The 17448-nt window shown below is 50.1% G+C and carries 17 protein-coding genes; 1 reads left to right on the forward strand and 16 read right to left on the reverse strand.

The features are described from left to right. Nucleotides 1-121: 121 nt before the first annotated feature. Nucleotides 122-418 (reverse strand): co-chaperone GroES, encoded by a 297-nt coding sequence (gene groES / locus EIH22_RS01425; protein WP_124054043.1) that lies wholly within the window; start codon nt 416-418, stop codon nt 122-124. Between the two features lie 288 nt (nt 419-706). Between groES and EIH22_RS01430 the strand changes: the two genes are divergently transcribed. Continuing rightward, nucleotides 707-1897 carry a class I SAM-dependent methyltransferase gene (locus tag EIH22_RS01430; RefSeq protein ID WP_124054044.1) on the forward strand — a complete coding sequence of 397 codons (1191 nt, stop codon included), beginning with the start codon at nt 707-709 and terminating at the stop codon, nt 1895-1897. Between the two features lie 87 nt (nt 1898-1984). Here EIH22_RS01430 and rbsD read toward each other — a convergent pair whose 3' ends face one another. The 15 genes from rbsD to EIH22_RS01505 all read right to left on the reverse strand — a co-directional run bounded on the left by rbsD (nt 1985) and on the right by EIH22_RS01505 (nt 17387). Further along, entirely contained in the window at nt 1985-2386 is a 402-nt protein-coding gene (gene rbsD, locus EIH22_RS01435; RefSeq protein ID WP_124054045.1) for a D-ribose pyranase, read from the reverse strand. Next, the gene (locus tag EIH22_RS01440) at nt 2383-3303 is read right to left on the reverse strand and encodes a ribokinase (protein ID WP_124054046.1); all 921 of its coding nucleotides are present in this window, start codon (nt 3301-3303) and stop codon (nt 2383-2385) included. The genes rbsD and EIH22_RS01440 overlap by 4 nt, the downstream gene beginning before the upstream one ends. Next, nucleotides 3300-4247: a D-ribose ABC transporter substrate-binding protein gene (locus EIH22_RS01445; protein WP_124054047.1), complete on the reverse strand. Its 948-nt coding sequence runs from the start codon at nt 4245-4247 to the stop codon at nt 3300-3302. Before EIH22_RS01445 ends, EIH22_RS01440 begins: the two co-directional genes overlap by 4 nt. A gap of 54 nt (nt 4248-4301) precedes the next feature. Continuing rightward, nucleotides 4302-5291, reverse strand: a complete 990-nt coding sequence (locus EIH22_RS01450; protein WP_124054048.1) for an ABC transporter permease — start codon at nt 5289-5291, stop codon at nt 4302-4304. Further along, nucleotides 5291-6901, reverse strand: coding sequence for a sugar ABC transporter ATP-binding protein (locus EIH22_RS01455; RefSeq protein ID WP_124054049.1), 1611 nt, complete (start codon nt 6899-6901; stop codon nt 5291-5293). Before EIH22_RS01455 ends, EIH22_RS01450 begins: the two co-directional genes overlap by 1 nt. After that, complete coding sequence (locus EIH22_RS01460; RefSeq protein ID WP_124054050.1) at nt 6898-7950, reverse strand: LacI family DNA-binding transcriptional regulator; 1053 nt, start codon at nt 7948-7950, stop codon at nt 6898-6900. The genes EIH22_RS01455 and EIH22_RS01460 overlap by 4 nt, the downstream gene beginning before the upstream one ends. 343 nt (nt 7951-8293) lie before the next feature. Continuing rightward, nucleotides 8294-9037, reverse strand: coding sequence for a succinate dehydrogenase/fumarate reductase iron-sulfur subunit (locus EIH22_RS01465; RefSeq protein ID WP_124054051.1), 744 nt, complete (start codon nt 9035-9037; stop codon nt 8294-8296). Further along, nucleotides 9034-11004 carry a fumarate reductase/succinate dehydrogenase flavoprotein subunit gene (locus tag EIH22_RS01470; protein ID WP_124054052.1) on the reverse strand — a complete coding sequence of 657 codons (1971 nt, stop codon included), beginning with the start codon at nt 11002-11004 and terminating at the stop codon, nt 9034-9036. Before EIH22_RS01470 ends, EIH22_RS01465 begins: the two co-directional genes overlap by 4 nt. A gap of 16 nt (nt 11005-11020) precedes the next feature. Beyond that, a complete protein-coding gene (locus EIH22_RS01475; RefSeq protein ID WP_235001724.1) occupies nt 11021-11686 on the reverse strand; it encodes a succinate dehydrogenase cytochrome b subunit in 666 nt (221 codons plus the stop codon). Between the two features lie 251 nt (nt 11687-11937). Beyond that, nucleotides 11938-12405, reverse strand: coding sequence for a GNAT family N-acetyltransferase (locus EIH22_RS01480; RefSeq protein ID WP_160148997.1), 468 nt, complete (start codon nt 12403-12405; stop codon nt 11938-11940). After that, complete coding sequence (tsaB, locus tag EIH22_RS01485; protein WP_124054055.1) at nt 12383-13099, reverse strand: tRNA (adenosine(37)-N6)-threonylcarbamoyltransferase complex dimerization subunit type 1 TsaB; 717 nt, start codon at nt 13097-13099, stop codon at nt 12383-12385. Before tsaB ends, EIH22_RS01480 begins: the two co-directional genes overlap by 23 nt. Further along, a complete protein-coding gene (locus EIH22_RS01490; RefSeq protein ID WP_124054056.1) occupies nt 13096-14097 on the reverse strand; it encodes a hypothetical protein in 1002 nt (333 codons plus the stop codon). Before EIH22_RS01490 ends, tsaB begins: the two co-directional genes overlap by 4 nt. A 4-nt stretch (nt 14098-14101) precedes the next feature. Beyond that, nucleotides 14102-14665 (reverse strand): tRNA (adenosine(37)-N6)-threonylcarbamoyltransferase complex ATPase subunit type 1 TsaE, encoded by a 564-nt coding sequence (gene tsaE, locus EIH22_RS01495; protein ID WP_124054057.1) that lies wholly within the window; start codon nt 14663-14665, stop codon nt 14102-14104. A 27-nt stretch (nt 14666-14692) separates the two neighbouring features. Then, nucleotides 14693-15844, reverse strand: a complete 1152-nt coding sequence (alr, locus tag EIH22_RS01500; protein WP_124054058.1) for an alanine racemase — start codon at nt 15842-15844, stop codon at nt 14693-14695. Between the two features lies 1 nt (nt 15845). Further along, nucleotides 15846-17387, reverse strand: a complete 1542-nt coding sequence (locus EIH22_RS01505; RefSeq protein ID WP_124054059.1) for an NAD(P)H-hydrate epimerase — start codon at nt 17385-17387, stop codon at nt 15846-15848. Nucleotides 17388-17448 lie beyond the last annotated feature (61 nt).

A 17448-nucleotide genomic window follows, 5' to 3' on the forward strand; every position in this document is an offset into this window, starting at 1 on the left:
ATTGAATGTTGCCTCTATTACCAAAACGGTAATAGAGGCAACATTGAATCTAATGTATTACACCAAGCCCTTTTACGTCCGCCGGAACACGGCGCTCGCCTAGGCCGGGCGTGTAATCCTACTAGCGCTCAACGATAGCGAGGATGTCACGTGCGGAAAGAATGATATACTCATCCGCTCCGTACTTAACTTCCGTACCACCGTAACGCGAGTAGATGACGACGTCACCCACCGAAACATCGAGTGGAACGCGGTTTCCGTTGTCGTCGATACGACCTGGACCTACTTCAACAACCTTGCCTTCCTGTGGCTTTTCCTGAGCGCTGCCAGGAAGCACCAAACCAGATGCGGTTGTTTCTTCTGCCTCAACCTGCTGGATAACAATTCGATCCTCGAGGGGCTTAATGGAGACCGACATGCGGTTCCCCCTTTTCTAAACTCGTAACTTGTTGACGAACCTAGTGGACCCGCCGTCGCGGGGGTCGAGCCCAACCCAGGTGTAGTTTTTCACCACTCAATGTAGCTTCAACTACTAACGCTTCTAAGGTTATTCCTGATCTAGCACTCGGTCAATTCGAGTGCTAGATCACCCAGATGTTACTCGCTCTGCGCGAAACGATAACCTCTCCATTTGGCATTCTACGAATTCCCACAACGTATCCACACACCCAATTATCCAAACGCCACGATATGTCATACTTAGAGTGTGAGCATTAAAAATTTGTTGACCGATACCGGCGCTCAACTGCTTAACTCCCTACCTTCCTATCGTGAGCAAGATGTTTTCTCTCTTTCCATGAAATTACGTGCTGAAGGTTATGATCCTCAGCTAATATCCGAAGCGCTTACACAAGCACGTCTGCGCCAAAAAGCGACCGCAAAATTCGGTGACGATGCTTCCCACCTCATTTTCACAGCCGATGGCATCGAACAAGCTACTCGTAAAGAAGTAGCTACGATACACGCCAAACATTTTATTGACGCACACTGCAGCCACATCCTCGATTTTGGATGTGGGATCGGCGCTGATTCGTTTTCATTTGCTTCTCATGGACTGGCTGTCACATCGATCGAAATAGACGACGACGCCGCTGCCGCCGCTAGCTTTAACCTCTCGCTTTATAGCTCCGCAACCGTTATTCATGACGACGCTAATAACGTCGACCTAGCGGCTACCGGTGCAGACGCAATATGGATAGATCCAGCTCGGCGTCGTAATGGGAAACGAATTAAGGACCCTGAGCAGTGGTATCCGAGTTTCAGCCACACACTGGAATTGGCCACGCAGTTCAACGCTGCCGGGATTAAGGTCGCACCCGGAATCGATTATTCTTTATTACCTCGCCATTGTCATGTCCAGTGGATCAGCGTAAATGGCGATTTAGTCGAGGCTGTTATTTGGCTCGGAAATGCCTCACCACGCCCCGGACGTAGCGCATTGATCATCAAGAATGGCATTGAACACCAATTTGATTCAGGCTACGAAGATCCCCGAATCCCCTCAATCGAATTGGAACCCAGAGAGCTTGGCACCTTTATATTCGAACCGGATCCTGCTGTGATTAGGTCTGGATCAATTTCGGCGTTGGCAAAGAAGTACGGTTTGGCACCAGTATCTAATCGAATCGCCTACATGACCGGTGACTGCCCTATCGATGCCCCTGAAATTTCCTGCTTTAAGGTTGAGACCGTGATAGACCTCAATCCAAAAGCTTTGCGAAAAGAGCTTAATTCCCGAGGTATTGGACGGGTCGAAATCAAGAAAAGAGGAACGGATGTTGTTCCTGAAGAATTACGGAAGAAATTAAAGCTCAATCCTAAGCATCCAGGCAGTGCCACCATTATTGCAACGCCGTTGCTCGGCAAACACCGCGCAGTCCTTGCTCACCGCCAATAGAATCTCATAGAAACCAGGTGGGGTGGGTACTTCACTTCAGTGAAATACCCACCCCACCTGAGATCGCGTGAAAAGTTCCGTTCCTTCTTAGAAAGGGACACCGCTCCGAAGCAAAACATTCGCATAAGGAGTTGTTTCTCCCGTTCTAATCACAAACGCCGCATCTGAAACCAGCTGCTTTAATTCCTCGTGCGAGACGTATTTAATCCCCTGAGCTAGATCATCAGACTTGAACCGTTCGTCAATCCAATGCTCAGTTACACTATTCCGGGCTTCGTCGGCCAATGTAATTCCCTCAATCACGATTTCCTTACGTACGGCATCCAATACTTCGTTAAACCTAGGAATGCCAAAGACCAAAGCCAAGTCAATCACTTCAACATGGTCTGGAATCGGTAAACCGCAATCAGCCACCACGAAAGTATCTGTGTGACCAAGTCGCGCGATAGCTCGGCACAACTCCGGGTTGAGGATTCCATCTTTTTTCATTGTTTTTCCTCTACAGAGGGCAATTCATCCGCAGCGGTCGGATAGGATGTCTGTGCACCGTGACCGGTGCACGCATACGCGCCAACTCGGGTTGCGAAACGAGCAGCTTCGATCAAAGAATCACCAGCTGCTAAGCGGTATGAAAGACCACCGACAAAGGCGTCCCCCGCTCCCGTAGTGTCGACTGCAGTAACGTGCGGTGAGGGGACACTAATTACGCCGTCGTCGCAAGAAACAAGTGCGCCTTGCGAACCTACAGTCATCACCACGGAAGCGAACCCTTGTGCAAGGAGAGCGTCAACCATGTCGATAGGAGAGGAAGACTCTGGAACTGACGCTCCCAACTGCTCAAGGACGAGTGCGCCTTCATGTTCATTGACGATGAGAGGGTCAGCTTTCAACAGCAAATCACGATCAACGTCAACAACTGGTGCAAGATTGATGATCAGGCGATGCCGAGCCAGCCGAGCAGCTGCTTCAAACCCGGAGCGAGGAATTTCTCCTTGCATCACAACGATCGAAGCTTCAGAAATAAGTTCCGAATAGCTATCTACCAGCTCAGATGTCATTGTGGTATTGGCGCCACCGATAACGATAATGTTGTTTTCACCAGCGTCATCAACAACAACGACGGCGAGCCCAGTTACATCCTCAACTTCACTCACGCCCGCTAGACTTACGTTCGCTTTCTTAAGGAGCTCCAGGGCCGGCTGTGCATTTGAATCTGTACCAACTGCACCAACCATCGTCACATCTGCACCTAGAGCTGCCGCAGCCACCGCTTGGTTGGCTCCTTTACCTCCAGGCGCAATATTGCCGCCGCTACCATGCAATGTTTCACCTGGTAGCGGATGCCTATCAACGCGAACCATGAGATCCGCATTGATAGAACCCACTACTACAATCTTGTTTGTCACTTGTAATCGCCTACGTTTTCTTTAGTAACAGTAACAACGGATACAGGAACTTCTGCTTCAACCTTGCCACCGTCAATTGCCTTTTTAGCTTGTTGAATTGCAAGTTTACCAAGTTGCTCAGGCTGCTGAGCAATCGTTGCTACCATACGATCACCTTCAATTGCGGCTAGGCCATCCTTAGTACCGTCAAATCCAACAACCTTGATACCCTTTGGATTCTGCCCAAGAGCTTCGATTGCGCCGAGTGCCATTTCATCATTTTCGGCGAAGATACCCTTAATGTTTGGATTTGCTTGGAGAAGGTTATTGGTAACGTCTAGCCCTTTGGCACGGTCAAACTCTGCGGTCTGTTTTGCTGCTACCTTGATACCCTTGAATGCTGCGATTCCTTCTTCGAAGCCCTTACCACGATCACGGGAAGCCGAAGATCCAGGAACGCCTTGAAGTACTAGAACGTCGCCCGTCTCACCAATTGCCTTAGCAAGGGACTCAGCAGCTTGTTTTCCTCCTGCAACATTGTCCGAAGATACAAATGAAGTTAGCTTTGCGTCGGTAACACCGCGGTCAACTGCGATGACGGGAATCTTCGCTTCGTTAAGCTTCTTTACACCAGGGGCTGCGGCGTCGGAATCAACTGGGTTGATGATAACGAGGTCAGCGCCCGTTGCAATTGCGTTATCGATCTGGTTGGTCTGGGTTGAGGCATCGTCGCGTGCGTCTTGAACCTTGAGCTCAACACCAGCAGCTTCGGCTTCCTTCTGAGCGCCATCACGGAGTTGAACGAAGAATGGGTTCGACAGCGTCGACACCAAGAGAACTACGGTTGGCTTGTCTCCACCGGACTTTCCACCTTCGGAGGAGGAATCACGGTTACATGCACCGAGGCTGGTTACAGCCACTGCTCCAGCAGCGAGCACCGCTGCTACCCTACGGAACTTCTTCATTGGAGTTTCCTTTCTTAAGAACGACGTCGTTCAGTTTGTTTTTATTGGAAGGGATTAGTTAGTCTTTCGGCGCAGTACGTCGATACCCACTGCGATTGCAATGACGCATCCGATAACTACCTGTTGCCAGAAAGAGTTGACATTAAGGATGTTCAGTCCATTACGTATAACGGCCAGAAGTAGTGCACCAACGAGCGTTCCCGATGCTTTACCGGAACCACCCGCTAGCGAAGCTCCACCGATAACGACGGCGGCAATCGCATCCATTTCGTATCCGGTTGCAGCACCAGGTTGTGCTGAGGAAAGTCGACCAGCGATCAACAAACCCGCGAATCCAGCAAAGAGACCGGAAAGTGCGTAAACCGAAACTAGTGTGCGTTTGACGGGCAGACCAGAGAGACGAGCTGCCTCAAGGTTTCCGCCAACCGCATACATCGAACGCCCAAGGACCGTCCTACTGAGGATGAACCAACAGACCAGACCAGCAATAACGAGCATTAGAACTGGAACAGGGATCGGACCAATATAGGATCCAAGGAAGTTCACTTCATCAGCAGTCGCAATTGGGCGGCCATCCGAAAGAACAAGAGTAAGACCACGCGCAATCGACATCATTGCCAGAGTTGCGATGAAGGCTGGAAGTTTACCGTATGCAACACCGATTCCAGAGATACCTCCGGCAAGAAGTCCGATCAATAAGCCAACAAGGAGGGTAACAAAACCAGGCAAGCCGAGGTTCGTGAACATGTATGCACTAACCATAGCTCCCAGAGCGGCGATTGAACCAACGGCAAGATCGATACCAGCGGTAACGATAACGAAGGTCATGCCGAAAGCGAGGATCGCCGTCGTTGCTGACTGAATTCCTACATTGAGGAGGTTTCGGGTAGTTAGGAAGTCCGGTGTAGCAATGAAAAGTGCAATGCACAGAAAAACTAGTCCAACCAGTGCACCATTTTCGGCCAGAAAATGACCAATTTTGGAATGACGGGGAGCACTCAGCGACTTCTTCGCCGCCGTTGTTTTCTCAGTAGCTGTAGTCATTAGAGTTCTCCTTTTTCACTCTGATGTTCACATGTGTCCGTATCTGCGACGGCTGGCGGTTCATTAAAAGATTTGGATTCGGTTGGAGTTTCAGAGGAAGGCTCAGGATCGACGTGGACGGCGGCCGTAACATTACGTACAGCCATGGTCATTACTGCGTCTTGAGTGGCATCCTTAGCATCGATCTCTCCCGAGATCCTGCCACGGCTCATGACCAAGATCCGGTCGCTCATACCTAATACCTCCGGAAGCTCAGAGGACACCATGACGACGGCACCTCCACGGGCCGTAACCTCATTAATGAGTTGGTAGATCTCAACCTTCGCTCCCACGTCAACGCCACGAGTTGGTTCATCAAGCAGCAGAATCTCCGAGTTTGCAAGCATCCACCTGCCGAATACCACCTTCTGTTGATTTCCACCCGAAAGGTTACGAATCCGCTGTTCGACTGAAGCCATTCGTACCCGGAGCTTTTCTGCAACACTCGTTGCACGGCGTCGCTGCCCACGGCGATCAGCAAGTCCCATCGACGACGTCGAGGTCAACGTTGCGTAACCCAGGTTTTCGTTCACCGAAGCATCAAGGACCAGACCCTGCATCTTTCGGTCTTCAGGGACATGCCCGATACCGGCTGCGATACCAGCAGCAACGTTAAACGACGGGATCTTTTTGCCACATGCCGTCACAGTACCGGAGTCATATGGATCGGCACCGGCGATTGAACGAATCACTTCAGTTCTTCCTGCACCAACTAGACCAGCAACACCAACCACTTCGCCGGCACGCACCTCGAAGCTGATATCTTCAAATACTCCTGCTCGGGTCAAGCCATCAACTTTAAGAAGCACGTTCCCAGGCTCCTGGCGAACCCTTGGGAATTGCTGGTCGATCGAGCGGCCAACCATAAGTTGAACCAGTTCCTTCTCTGGCGTATTTGCAGGTACTTCTTCAACAAATTCTCCGTCACGTAAGACCGTAACCATATCGCCGATTTCTGCAATTTCATCGAGATGATGGGAGATGAATACCATTGCCACCCCTTTGGCACGCAGATCATTCATAACTGCAAAGAGTTGCTTGATTTCCGGGGTAGTTAACGTTGCAGTTGGCTCATCAAGAATCAAGATTCGCGCGTCTTGGCTTAGCGCCTTAGCAATCTCAACCAACTGTTGTTTTGCAACACCAAGCTGGTAAACCGGCGTAGAGAGATCCACATCGAGACCGATGATGTCAAGCGCTACCTGAGCCTGCTTGTACGTCTCCCGCTTGTCGAAAAGACCCATCTTGCTCGGGGTTCGTCCCAGCATGATGTTCTCAGCAACAGAAAGGTTTGGAGCTAGGTTCAGTTCTTGGTGAATCGTGGCAATACCATAAGCTTCAGCAGCTTTCGTATTTGGCAACGTAACTTCTTTACCATCGATAATGATGCGACCGCCGTCGGGCTGGTAAATACCTGACATCATCTTAATCAGCGTTGATTTTCCTGCGCCGTTCTCTCCAAGTAACACCTGGACTTTCCCGGGGCGAACTGGCACCGTCACGTCGTCGATAACGGTAACGGGCCCAAAACGCTTTGTAACGTGGTCTAACACTAATACAGCGTCTGTCATTGTATTCCTCCTGTGGAACTTCGGACGATCAGCTCGCCTGGGAATTCAAAATCACGGTTCGGGCTTTGGGGCGCCGAATTATCGATCATAGTAATGAGGTATTCGACCGCAGCATTCGTAATCTCACGAATCGGTTGGCGGTAACTCGTTAGAGAAGGGTGGACCCACGTGCAAAGCTCAAGTCCGTCGAAACCTGCAATCATAACGTCACGCCCAATTGTTAATCCAGCCATTTCCGCTGCTTTAATTGCACCGATTGCCATCAGGTCGTTATCTGCAAAGATAAGGCGAGGATGCGGCAGCCGTAGCGAAAGGTCAGAATTCTTTAGGTAGGTAGAGACGACATCGAAACCAGATTGCGAAGTGAAGTCTCCATGTTCAGTTACGAAGACGTCTTCAGAAACATTGGAATCCGACAAAGCTTTTTCAGTTCCGACTCTGCGATGATCTGTGATCGATAGGTTTTTAGGTCCACGGATATGAAGAAAGCTGCGCGGTGCCAGTTTAGGTCCTATCACAGATACGCATTCAAGGAGGTGAGATACCACCTCGAATGCTCCTTTCTCATTAGTTGCAGAGAATCGTGGAAAGTTAAGACCATCAATCGCACGATCGATTGCAACGATCGGCATTCTCTCGAATTTCTCGGCGTGTTCAGGCATATCAGCTTCGGAGGCTCCCCCAACTAGTAAGACGCCGTCAACCAGTGGCGCTTGGAAGAGCTCACGTGCAGCTTTGAGCGGATCGTGGGAAATCGTTATATTCACAGCAAGGTTGTGACGCTCTGCTACCTCTGTGACTTGTTCGATTAGGGTTGGGAAGAATGGATTTTGAATCGAATCGAGGACGAATCCAATTGATTCAGTGCGTGAGCGACGGAGGTTTCTTGCCACTCGCGATGGACGATAGTCAAGCTTTGTAACAGCATCTTCTACACGCTGGCGAAGATTATCAGCAACCGGTTTTGATCCGTTGAGAACACGCGAAACCGTTGCGGGTGATACACCTGCATACTTGGCAATATCGCGAATAGCTACGTTCGTCATCATTGACCTATCGTTTGCTTTTACTAATTGAGCTTAAAGCCCGGTTAGTTTTTGATAACCAAAGTTGTTCAAACCTTGGATTTGTTTGTGAATCATTGCGATCCATCAGCTTCGATGAAATACCTGATTCTTTGGTAAGGCCAGATTCGATTTCTAACTATCAGAGTTAGGAAATCGATTTCCTTATGTGCAATATAACCACATGACTCAGATCACGTCAAGGGTTAAGTATAGAATTTTACAAAGTATGACCAAGCCTGCAGTTGTAAATTAAGCGGGAGGGGTTGCACGATTCCTCGCGCAACCCCTCCCGCTTGAGAGTTCGCTATTCGGAATTAACCGATTTTTACTTTACTCGTGAGCCAGACTTCATAAGGTCACGGTTAAGCATCGAGATGAACTCGAGTGGAACTTGCTTCGGGCAAGCAGATGCACAAGCACCAGTGTTGGTGCATCCGCCGAAGCCTTCAGCGTCGTGCTGGTGAAGCATGTTAACAACACGCTCCTTACGCTCAGGTTGCCCCTGTGGGAGCAGTCCCAAGTGGACGACCTTTGCCGATGTAAACAGCATTGCCGAACCGTTTGGACATGCCGCTACACAAGCCCCACAGCCGATGCAAGCAGCAGCTTCGAATGCCTTATCTGCATTTTCTTTGCGAATTGGAACTGCGTGAGCATCTGGAGCCGCGCCAGTGTTAACCGAGATGTAGCCACCTGCTTGAACAATGCGATCCAAAGCAGAGCGGTCAACAACAAGGTCACGGAGAACGGGGAATGCGGTTGAACGCCATGGCTCAATCGTGATGGTATCGCCGTCTTTGAAATGACGCATGTGCAACTGGCATGTGGTAGTCACTTCTGGACCGTGAGGATCGCCGTTGATAACGATTCCACACTGACCACAAATACCTTCGCGACAGTCAGAATCGAACGCAACTGGCTCTTTACCTTCGTCGAAAAGCTCTTCATTTAGCTGATCAAGCATTTCAAGGAAGGAAGCCTCTGCTTCAACATTTTGGATGGTGTGCGTCTCGAAGTGGCCCTTGTCTTCTGGACCAGTCTGACGCCAATATTCGAGGTTAATTTTCACTTGTAGCTCCGCTGCTTCATATGGACGAATTCGTAGTTAAGGTCTTCTTTGTGGAGAACCGGGGCTTCACCGTCACCAGCAAACTCCCAAGCTGCCACATAAGCGAACTTATCGTCGTGGCGAAGTGCTTCACCTTCTTCGGTCTGAGATTCACCACGGAAGTGACCACCACAGGATTCTTCGCGATGGAGAGCGTCGATACACATCAGCTCACCCAACTCGAAGAAGTCTGCAACTCGTCCAGCCTTTTCGAGGGCTTGGTTGAGTTCGTTAGCACGACCGGTAACGCGAACGTTCTTCCAGAACTCCTCACGAAGTTCACGGATCATTCCGATAGCCTTCTTCAAACCAGCTTCAGTACGCTCCATTCCGCAGTACTCCCACATGATTTGTCCGAGTTCCTTATGGAATGAATCAACTGACCGATTTCCGTTATTAGCCATAAAGTGCTCAATGCGATCGTTGTTTTCCTTCTGGATCGCCTTAAGTTCTTCGTTGTCTGTACTAACAGCTGGGAACGGACCATCAGCGAGGTAATCGTTAATGGTGTTCGGAAGAACGAAGTAACCATCTGCCAATCCCTGCATAAGCGCAGATGCCCCGAGACGGTTAGCACCGTGATCGGAGAAGTTTGCTTCTCCTGCCACGAACAAACCAGGAATCGTCGACTGGAGATCGTAGTCAACCCAAAGACCGCCCATGGTGTAGTGAACAGCTGGGTAGATACGCATTGGTACCTCGTATGGGTTCTCTCCGGTGATGCGTTCGTACATATCGAAGAGGTTGCCATACTTAGCGGAAACCTGTGCCTTACCCATACGCTGAATTGGCTCAGCAAAGTCAAGATAAACACCGCGCGCAACGCCGTCAATCTCAGGTCCAACTCCACGGCCCTCGTCACACATATTCTTTGCTTGACGTGAAGCGATATCTCGTGGAACGAGGTTTCCGAAAGACGGGTAGATGCGCTCCAAATAGTAGTCACGATCTTCTTCTGGAATATCGCGTGGATCCTTCTTGGTGTCTTCTGCTTTCTTAGGAACCCAAATACGACCGTCGTTGCGGAGGGATTCGGACATCAGCGTCAGCTTCGACTGAGACGTACCGTGCTGTGGGATACAGGTTGGGTGGATCTGTGTGTAGCAAGGGTTACCGAAGAACGCGCCACGACGATGCGCACGCCAGATTGCCGAACCGTTACATCCCATTGCGTTCGTGGAGAGGAAGAATACATTTCCGTATCCACCAGAAGCAATGACGACGGCGTCAGCAAGGTGGGTTCCGATCTCACCGGTGACCATGTCACGCGCAATGATTCCACGTGCCCTACCATCAATAACGATGAGGTCAATCATTTCGTGACGGCTAAAGAGTTCAACTGTTCCAGCCTTTGCCTGACGCATCAGTGCCTGGTAGGCACCGATAAGCAACTGCTGGCCCGTCTGACCACGCGCATAGAACGTACGTGATACCTGAACACCACCAAAGGATCGGTTATCTAGTAGACCGCCGTATTCACGAGCAAAAGGAACACCTTGTGCTACGCACTGATCAATGATGTTTGCCGAAACCTCAGCGAGGCGGTAAACATTGGACTCACGAGCACGGAAGTCACCACCCTTGATCGTGTCATAGAACAAACGGTAGGTCGAATCATTGTCATTCTTGTAGTTCTTAGCTGCATTGATACCACCCTGTGCCGCGATGGAGTGAGCACGGCGAGCCGAATCTTGGTAGAAGAACGCCTTGACGTTGTATCCCATTTCACCAAGAGAAGCAGCACCTGCACCACCGGCAAGTCCGGTTCCGACGACGATGACGGAGAGCTTACGACGGTTGGCTGGATTCACCAAGCGAGCTTCGAATTTACGCTGTTCCCAGCGCTTTTCGAGTGGTCCTTGTGGAGCTTTGGCATCAGCGATTGCCTCTCCCTCACGATAAAGACCTTGAATTAATGTTTCAGTCATTTCTAATTTCCTATTCTTAAAGGAGTCCGAACAGGATCATGGTTGGAGGAGTCATGAATCCAACGAGCAGCGCAAATGCCACGATGTCACCGGTAAGCTTGAATGCACGCTCACGGGTACGGGTAGACAGACCAAGCGTTGCTAGGGCAGACCAGACTCCGTGACGGACGTGGAGAGCTACTGCGATCATTGCAATTAAGTAGAAAGCCCACAGCCAAGGCACAGAGAAGCCAGCAACAACCCGGTCATACGGCTGCATTGCCGCATAGTTATCCGCACCAACGGAAATATTCAAGGTGGTGAACTGAAGCAAGTGGAAGACGATGAAGATAGCGATGATAACGCCACCCCAACGCATCGTGCGAGCAGTGTAGGTTTGACCTGCGCGCACCTTCTTTCCGGTACTTACCTTGTAGGCGTTTCCACGTGCCTTGTTTGCACGTGCCCACAGGGCAATAGCTGAGTAAGCATGACCGGCGATTGCTAGGAGAAGCACAATACGCATCAACCAAACTCCACCCTCAGGAGGAAGGATTGGGTAGAGCAGATCATTATGAAGCCAATGTGCATAATGATTGAAAGCTTCTGGTCCCAGCAACATCTTCAAGTTGCCGTACATATGGAACAGCAGGAATAGGACGAAAATCAGGCCAGTGCCGGCCATGAGCACCTTAAGTGCCACGGTCGTCTTACGGCCGCTTTTTTTAATAACAGTTGAGTTAGCCACAATTCGAAAATACCAGAAAGGCCCTCCGAATTATCGGGCGAAAGTACCTAGAAAGGCTTATTTTCCGCCAATTCCAGCTTTCGTCAATTTTGTTATTTTTCAATTATGTGAAGCAAACCGCTTACTCTAGCCAATTACAGTTCGCTATTAAATTGGCGCGATTTTAGTAAGACTTTACTTGCGTATATTGATCAACATCTAAAATTTCAGAATTCAAGCCGCATAACTACTGCATCATCATCGGAATAGTATTTTTTTCGCAACGCAATAGACTCGAAACCGAATCCCTCATACAGCACCTGCGCACCGGCGTCGGCCTTACGAACCTCTAGAAAAACTCGCTCCGCCCCACGTTCTTTAGTGTGCTCAAGCAAAGTAGCAATCAAATGACGTGCAATACCAAGCCGACGGAAATCTGCATCTACTGCAATCGTGAGCAGTTCAGCATCGGGTCCAAAAGAAATCCCAGCGAGAGCAACTACCCTGCCGAGGCTCTGATGAGGCTCGGGATCAGCCACCACCGCAAGGTATTCGCGATCATTAGCCAATAACTCTTGCTCCCAAATAGGCAAAGACCACGCATCACGTGCGAAGTTCTGTACGTCAAAATCAGCGCAACGCCTACTCCATGACGCCGGAACCGTGCATAATTTAGTTTTGAGCGGTAGCACCATAAGGATTTCCAGTTGCCACAGGCTGGGCTTTTGCTCCCCCGTGCACATCTGGGCGACGCAGGTACTGAGGTTCAGTGTCGAAATCAAATGTTTCGCCAGCATCAACCCGTGCCATTCGGGATAGAAGGAGTCGCGTCATAATAGCTGGATCACAATCCACTGTGACGCGTTCACCAAGAATATCACTGTAAAGGGTTTCGTCGGCGCAAGCAAGGACTGCTGGATCCGCCTCAAGCTCTACTGCTAACTCTTGAGGTTTAAGAATTCGAACCGGAGTCAAAATTTCGATGTCGTCTGCACCCATTGCCCGGGCACGCAAGCTATACACTTCTTTGCGGCGTGCATTGATCACCGCTTCAACCAAGTTCGCGCCCGCGTCGCATCCTGCCAAAGCCATCACTTCTGCCGAAGACACACCATACAACGGAACATTCCACGCACGAGCCAAAGTACGAGCGGTCACCAGCCCCGCACGCAAACCTGTAAACGCCGCTGGTCCTGTTCCCACAATTACCGCATCTGGCTTCGATATATCTGCTTCTGTCAACACTTGTTGAACCATCGGCGAAAGCAATTCAGCATGATGGCGTGAATCAGCGGACCTCAAAACACTGATTTCCCGGACAGTGCCAGTATCAACCTCACACACACCCACAATGACGTGGTGAGAAGCATCGATAGTCAGGTATTTCATTCTTCAGTCTCTTTTTCTTCGGTATTTTGTTCTTCATTTGATTTAGTTTCGGAATCAATATCCGATTTTCGGTAAAGCGAGATCCTACCAGCGGAGTCTCTAAACTTAGTTTTCCTGGACTTGGAACTATGGTCCACAATGCTCCACTTACCCAACTCAGGTCGATGAATCTTCAAATCATTTTCTGATTTTCGAGCACTACTCTCCGCTTGCTCCCACCTCAGCCAAATCAGCGAAACCGTAACAATTGCTACCACGAACAGCAAAATCAAAATAATCTGAACAAGGCTTAGTCCATTTTCCTGCGAGGTTTCATAGGACGAGGTCGTGGAAGGGGCACTCGTCCCGTTTCCGTCAGCTACAAGCCGTTGGCGCTGAATAATGAACCGGTCGAAAGGAATCGCCCCAAGTAGGTGTTTCTTCGCATTTGCATCAACAGCCGTTACAGTCGATTCTTTTACCGAGAACCACGACTTTAGCGAACGATCATAAACGATGGCGCGCGAGGATTCTAGGTTCGCAATAGCCACGCCCAAATCTGAATCGCCGACGACATTTTCCTCGGCAGGCCTTTCCCCCGCGAAATTCGCTGAAATTGCTCCAACTGCTTCATTGACCTGATTAAAGATTGGAGCGACCCAAATATCCGATACCGCCAAACGAGGAGACTTTTGATTGATTTCGAATCGGGAGCAACGAACCGGTTTCCCGACGCTCCATTGAGAAACGTCAGCCGTCGTCGCCTTCGGGAAAGCATCGGGGGCATATGCAAGTAAAAGTGCTTTTGAGTTTTGGTTGAACCAGCCAGCAACATCAGATTCATTTGCCGCCTCTAGGGGAACTAACCCATTACTTCCCATTGATTGCGCGGATGTGCCAACGCTAGTGGAAAGACTTGATACCTCAGCGTACGCAGGAGCTGTTTGCACATCGCTAAAAAACCCTGCTGAGATAAACACAGCGAGGCCGATTCCAGTTAGTCGACGTGTCCGGCGCATCCTATTACTCCGGCTGTTCGAGAGAAGCTCGCGTTGATTCCGTAGCCTCTACGAGTGCAAGCACGTCGGGGTCAGCAAGTAAGGCAGTCAAGAAGGCATCGCCACGGCAACCATAGGACGTCAAGGTAAGCATTCGAGGAGCATCAACGAACAGATCTTCAGGGTCTTCGCCTGCGTTGGCACCTTGTGGGCGCTCAATCGCAATTTCGATTCGATCTCCAGAAAGAACTTCAACTTTTCCCGCTCCCCATTCAACGACTGTGAGCGAGATGTCAAGTGAGGTATCGAGATCAAGGGCATCAAGCTCTTCGATGGATTCCAAACGGTATGCATCAACATGTACAAGATCCATCGAAGAACCGTGGTGGATTTGTGCGATTACGAAGGTAGGAGAGGAAACCGTACCCTTGACGCCCAAACCACGTGCGATTCCTTGCGTCATCGTCGTCTTCCCCGCACCTAGCGGACCGTTAAGCATGACCATATCACCGGGCATGGCGGCGCGCCCCAAGGCAGCTCCAACTGCTTGGATGTCCGTCGCAAGCGGGACACACATCGAAATTTCCATCTCAATACTCCTCTAGATGAACTCTACTTAGTCTACGAAATAACGAGGAACTCGAGTTCCTAAACGTGACACAATTTCATAACCGATCGTGTCGCAATGCTGTGCCCAGTCATCTGCAGTAAGGTAACCGTCTGCCGAAGCGCCAAAGAGAGTCACCGTATCACCGGCCACTGCGCCAGGAGCCGCTACAACAAACTGATCCATACACACTCGACCAATTAATTCGTGGCGTTGATTGCCGATCACAACCTCGACGCTATTCGAAGCATGACGCGGAATCCCATCCGCATATCCCAATGGAACTGTGCCCAGGCGCATTGGAATCGGGGTAGTTGCGGTATGTCCATAGCTTACGCCGGTTCCTGCAGGTACATCACGCACTGAAACAAGATCTGCTTCTAAGCGCATTACCGGTTCGAGTCCCATTTCCTCTGCCGTTGCAACTTCTGGTGCCGGACTCAAACCATAGAGCATAATGCCTGGGCGAACCATAGAAAACCTGGTGTCTGGATGCCAGAGTAATCCACCCGATGCGGCAAGATGATGGAATTGAATATCTATTCCTGCATCGGCGAACATTGTACTTGCATGTACGAACTCAGCTGTTTGACGTTCAGTTTCGTCCGAATCTAAGACATCGGCCATGGCAAGGTGGGACCACAAACCAACCGTCTCAATCAGACCATTTTCGGCGTATTCTGCGATTGTTGGAAGAACTGAAGGCAGTTCCGCAAGCGAGAAACCACCGCGCGCCATCCCTGTATCAACTTCGATATGAACACGAGCACAGATTTTTGATTCGTTTGCGGCAAGAGCAATCTCATCTAGTTCCCAGCTAGCACCAACCGATAAATCAATTCCCAGTTCGAGTGCTTCCCAAAACGGAGCACCTGGTTCTGCGATTAATGCGAGCATTCGGCCACGTTCGTGTAAAGCTTTGCGCAATGCAATTGCTTCGCCAAGTTGAGCTACTGCGAGCCATTCAACGCCCGCGTCCAATGCCCATTCGCCGATCTTTTCTGCACCATGACCATAAGCATCTGCTTTGATGACGGCCATAACCTGCGCGTCTCCCGCCAAGTCTTTAGCTTTTGCTAAATTATGTTCGAAGGCGCTACGAGAGATGAGAGCGCGCGAAGGAAAATGCGGCTCTCCGTTGTACGCATGTTTTAAGCTCATATCATCTCCAAGGATTGAGAATCTCATCCATAATATTCGGTACCGAATCGATAATATCGCTTGCTGCGATAGGAATACCCAATCCGCGTTGGTCGTGTAATTCACGTCTCGATGCAAAAGATGCTGCTCTGCCGTGAATATGGACGCCTATTGCCGCAGCCAGAGCAAGGTCTTTCGATAAAACGTTCTCACCACTTTGTTCTGCACGTGCTTGAAACATTGCCACTACCGCGCCGATAATTCCTGCAAGAACATCACCGGAGCCAGCCGTGCCTGTCCACGCAGGCGCATCCGCTTGGACATAGCATTCACCCGACGGCGCGGCAATCACGGTTGAAGCCCCTTTTAATACCACAATGCAACAAGTGTGTTCAGCAGCGATACAGGCGAACTTACGTGGATTTGCTTCGATGGAAGTACGATCAATGCCAAAGCCAGAATCGTCCAAAAGTTTTTGAAGCTCACCTGCATGCGGGGTCAAAATAGTTGGTTTTTGCCAATTGGGATCCAGTGCCAAACTAATCGCACCTGCATCTAAAACCACAGGGAGAGCTGGATCTAGCTCATTGAGCCAAGATTCTACCGGCTCAAGTTCAACCAATCCTGAACCTGCCAATGCGGCTTGTATCTTACCGTTACCTATTACGACTTCTGGGTAGGTATCGACTACTTTTGTATTTCCACCTAAGTAGCGCACCATCCCAAGGCCTAACCGACTCGCTCCCCCAACACTTAAGATTCCGGCACCCGGATATTGCTGCGAACCGGTAAAAATACCGAGTACTCCGCGCGAGTATTTGTGATCTTCGGACGTTGGAACCAACCAATTATCCCGAACATCGATATCATTCACCCGAAGAACTACGTCGCTACTAGCGGAAGCATTCTGAAACAGGATCGGATCGAAACCAAGGTCCACTGTTTCTACTGATCCTGCGAAATCTGCCGCTGGGTATTCCAAAAGCGCCGGTTTCAAACATCCCATTGTTACCGTAAGATCAGCTTTCAAAACGTCATTGCAGACTTCAGATGAATCGGCATTAATTCCCGATGGTATATCCACAGCTACAATCAGCGGTTTAGCGGCACTCTGCGCGGACTCTTGGTTAAGGATGCTGAGCCAATTCGAAAATGGCTCGCGGATTTTTCCCGTTACACCGATTCCTAGAATCCCATCTATCCAGGTCCCACAGTCTCGGGCTAGGCTCCTAAGTTCCTGCTCATTCGGGTTATGAGTCACGGAGACTCCAGCTCGTAGCGCAGCGTGCAATCCCTCCTCGTGGCATTTATCCCCAACAACGGCGCTCACCTTTAGACCTCTACGAGCCAGGTAGGACCCGGCAAAGAGGGCATCTCCACCATTGTTCCCAGTTCCCGCCAATACCAATACCGTAGAGCCAGAAAGACGAAACCCACGTTCCTTGAGTAAGCATAAAATGTGAGAAGCGAGCGCAAAGGACGCTTGTTCCATGAGTGGTGTTCCCTGCTCCAACAGCGCGTTTTCAGCCAACCGAATTACCGATGTGGAAAAGGCATAGTCCATAGTCCGTCCATCCGCTCGCTTCTAAAATCTGAGATCAGCAAACCAGCTTCAGTCATTTGAT

Source organism: Arcanobacterium ihumii, from assembly GCF_900604515.1.
Classification (GTDB): Bacteria; Actinomycetota; Actinomycetes; order Actinomycetales; family Actinomycetaceae; genus Arcanobacterium_A; species Arcanobacterium_A ihumii.

Coding starts and splice junctions, on each gene's coding strand:
- EIH22_RS01470 (WP_124054052.1), bottom strand. CDS start 11,004: ATGACTGAAACATTAATTCAAGGTCTTTATCGTGAGGGAGAGGCAATC.
- groES (WP_124054043.1), bottom strand. CDS start 418: ATGTCGGTCTCCATTAAGCCCCTCGAGGATCGAATTGTTATCCAGCAG.
- EIH22_RS01450 (WP_124054048.1), bottom strand. CDS start 5,291: ATGACTACAGCTACTGAGAAAACAACGGCGGCGAAGAAGTCGCTGAGT.
- EIH22_RS01480 (WP_160148997.1), bottom strand. CDS start 12,405: ATGGTGCTACCGCTCAAAACTAAATTATGCACGGTTCCGGCGTCATGG.
- EIH22_RS01445 (WP_124054047.1), bottom strand. CDS start 4,247: ATGAAGAAGTTCCGTAGGGTAGCAGCGGTGCTCGCTGCTGGAGCAGTG.
- EIH22_RS01490 (WP_124054056.1), bottom strand. CDS start 14,097: ATGCGCCGGACACGTCGACTAACTGGAATCGGCCTCGCTGTGTTTATC.
- EIH22_RS01460 (WP_124054050.1), bottom strand. CDS start 7,950: ATGATGACGAACGTAGCTATTCGCGATATTGCCAAGTATGCAGGTGTA.
- rbsD (WP_124054045.1), bottom strand. CDS start 2,386: ATGAAAAAAGATGGAATCCTCAACCCGGAGTTGTGCCGAGCTATCGCG.
- tsaB (WP_124054055.1), bottom strand. CDS start 13,099: ATGAAATACCTGACTATCGATGCTTCTCACCACGTCATTGTGGGTGTG.
- alr (WP_124054058.1), bottom strand. CDS start 15,844: ATGAGCTTAAAACATGCGTACAACGGAGAGCCGCATTTTCCTTCGCGC.
- EIH22_RS01455 (WP_124054049.1), bottom strand. CDS start 6,901: ATGACAGACGCTGTATTAGTGTTAGACCACGTTACAAAGCGTTTTGGG.
- tsaE (WP_124054057.1), bottom strand. CDS start 14,665: ATGGAAATTTCGATGTGTGTCCCGCTTGCGACGGACATCCAAGCAGTT.
- EIH22_RS01505 (WP_124054059.1), bottom strand. CDS start 17,387: ATGGACTATGCCTTTTCCACATCGGTAATTCGGTTGGCTGAAAACGCG.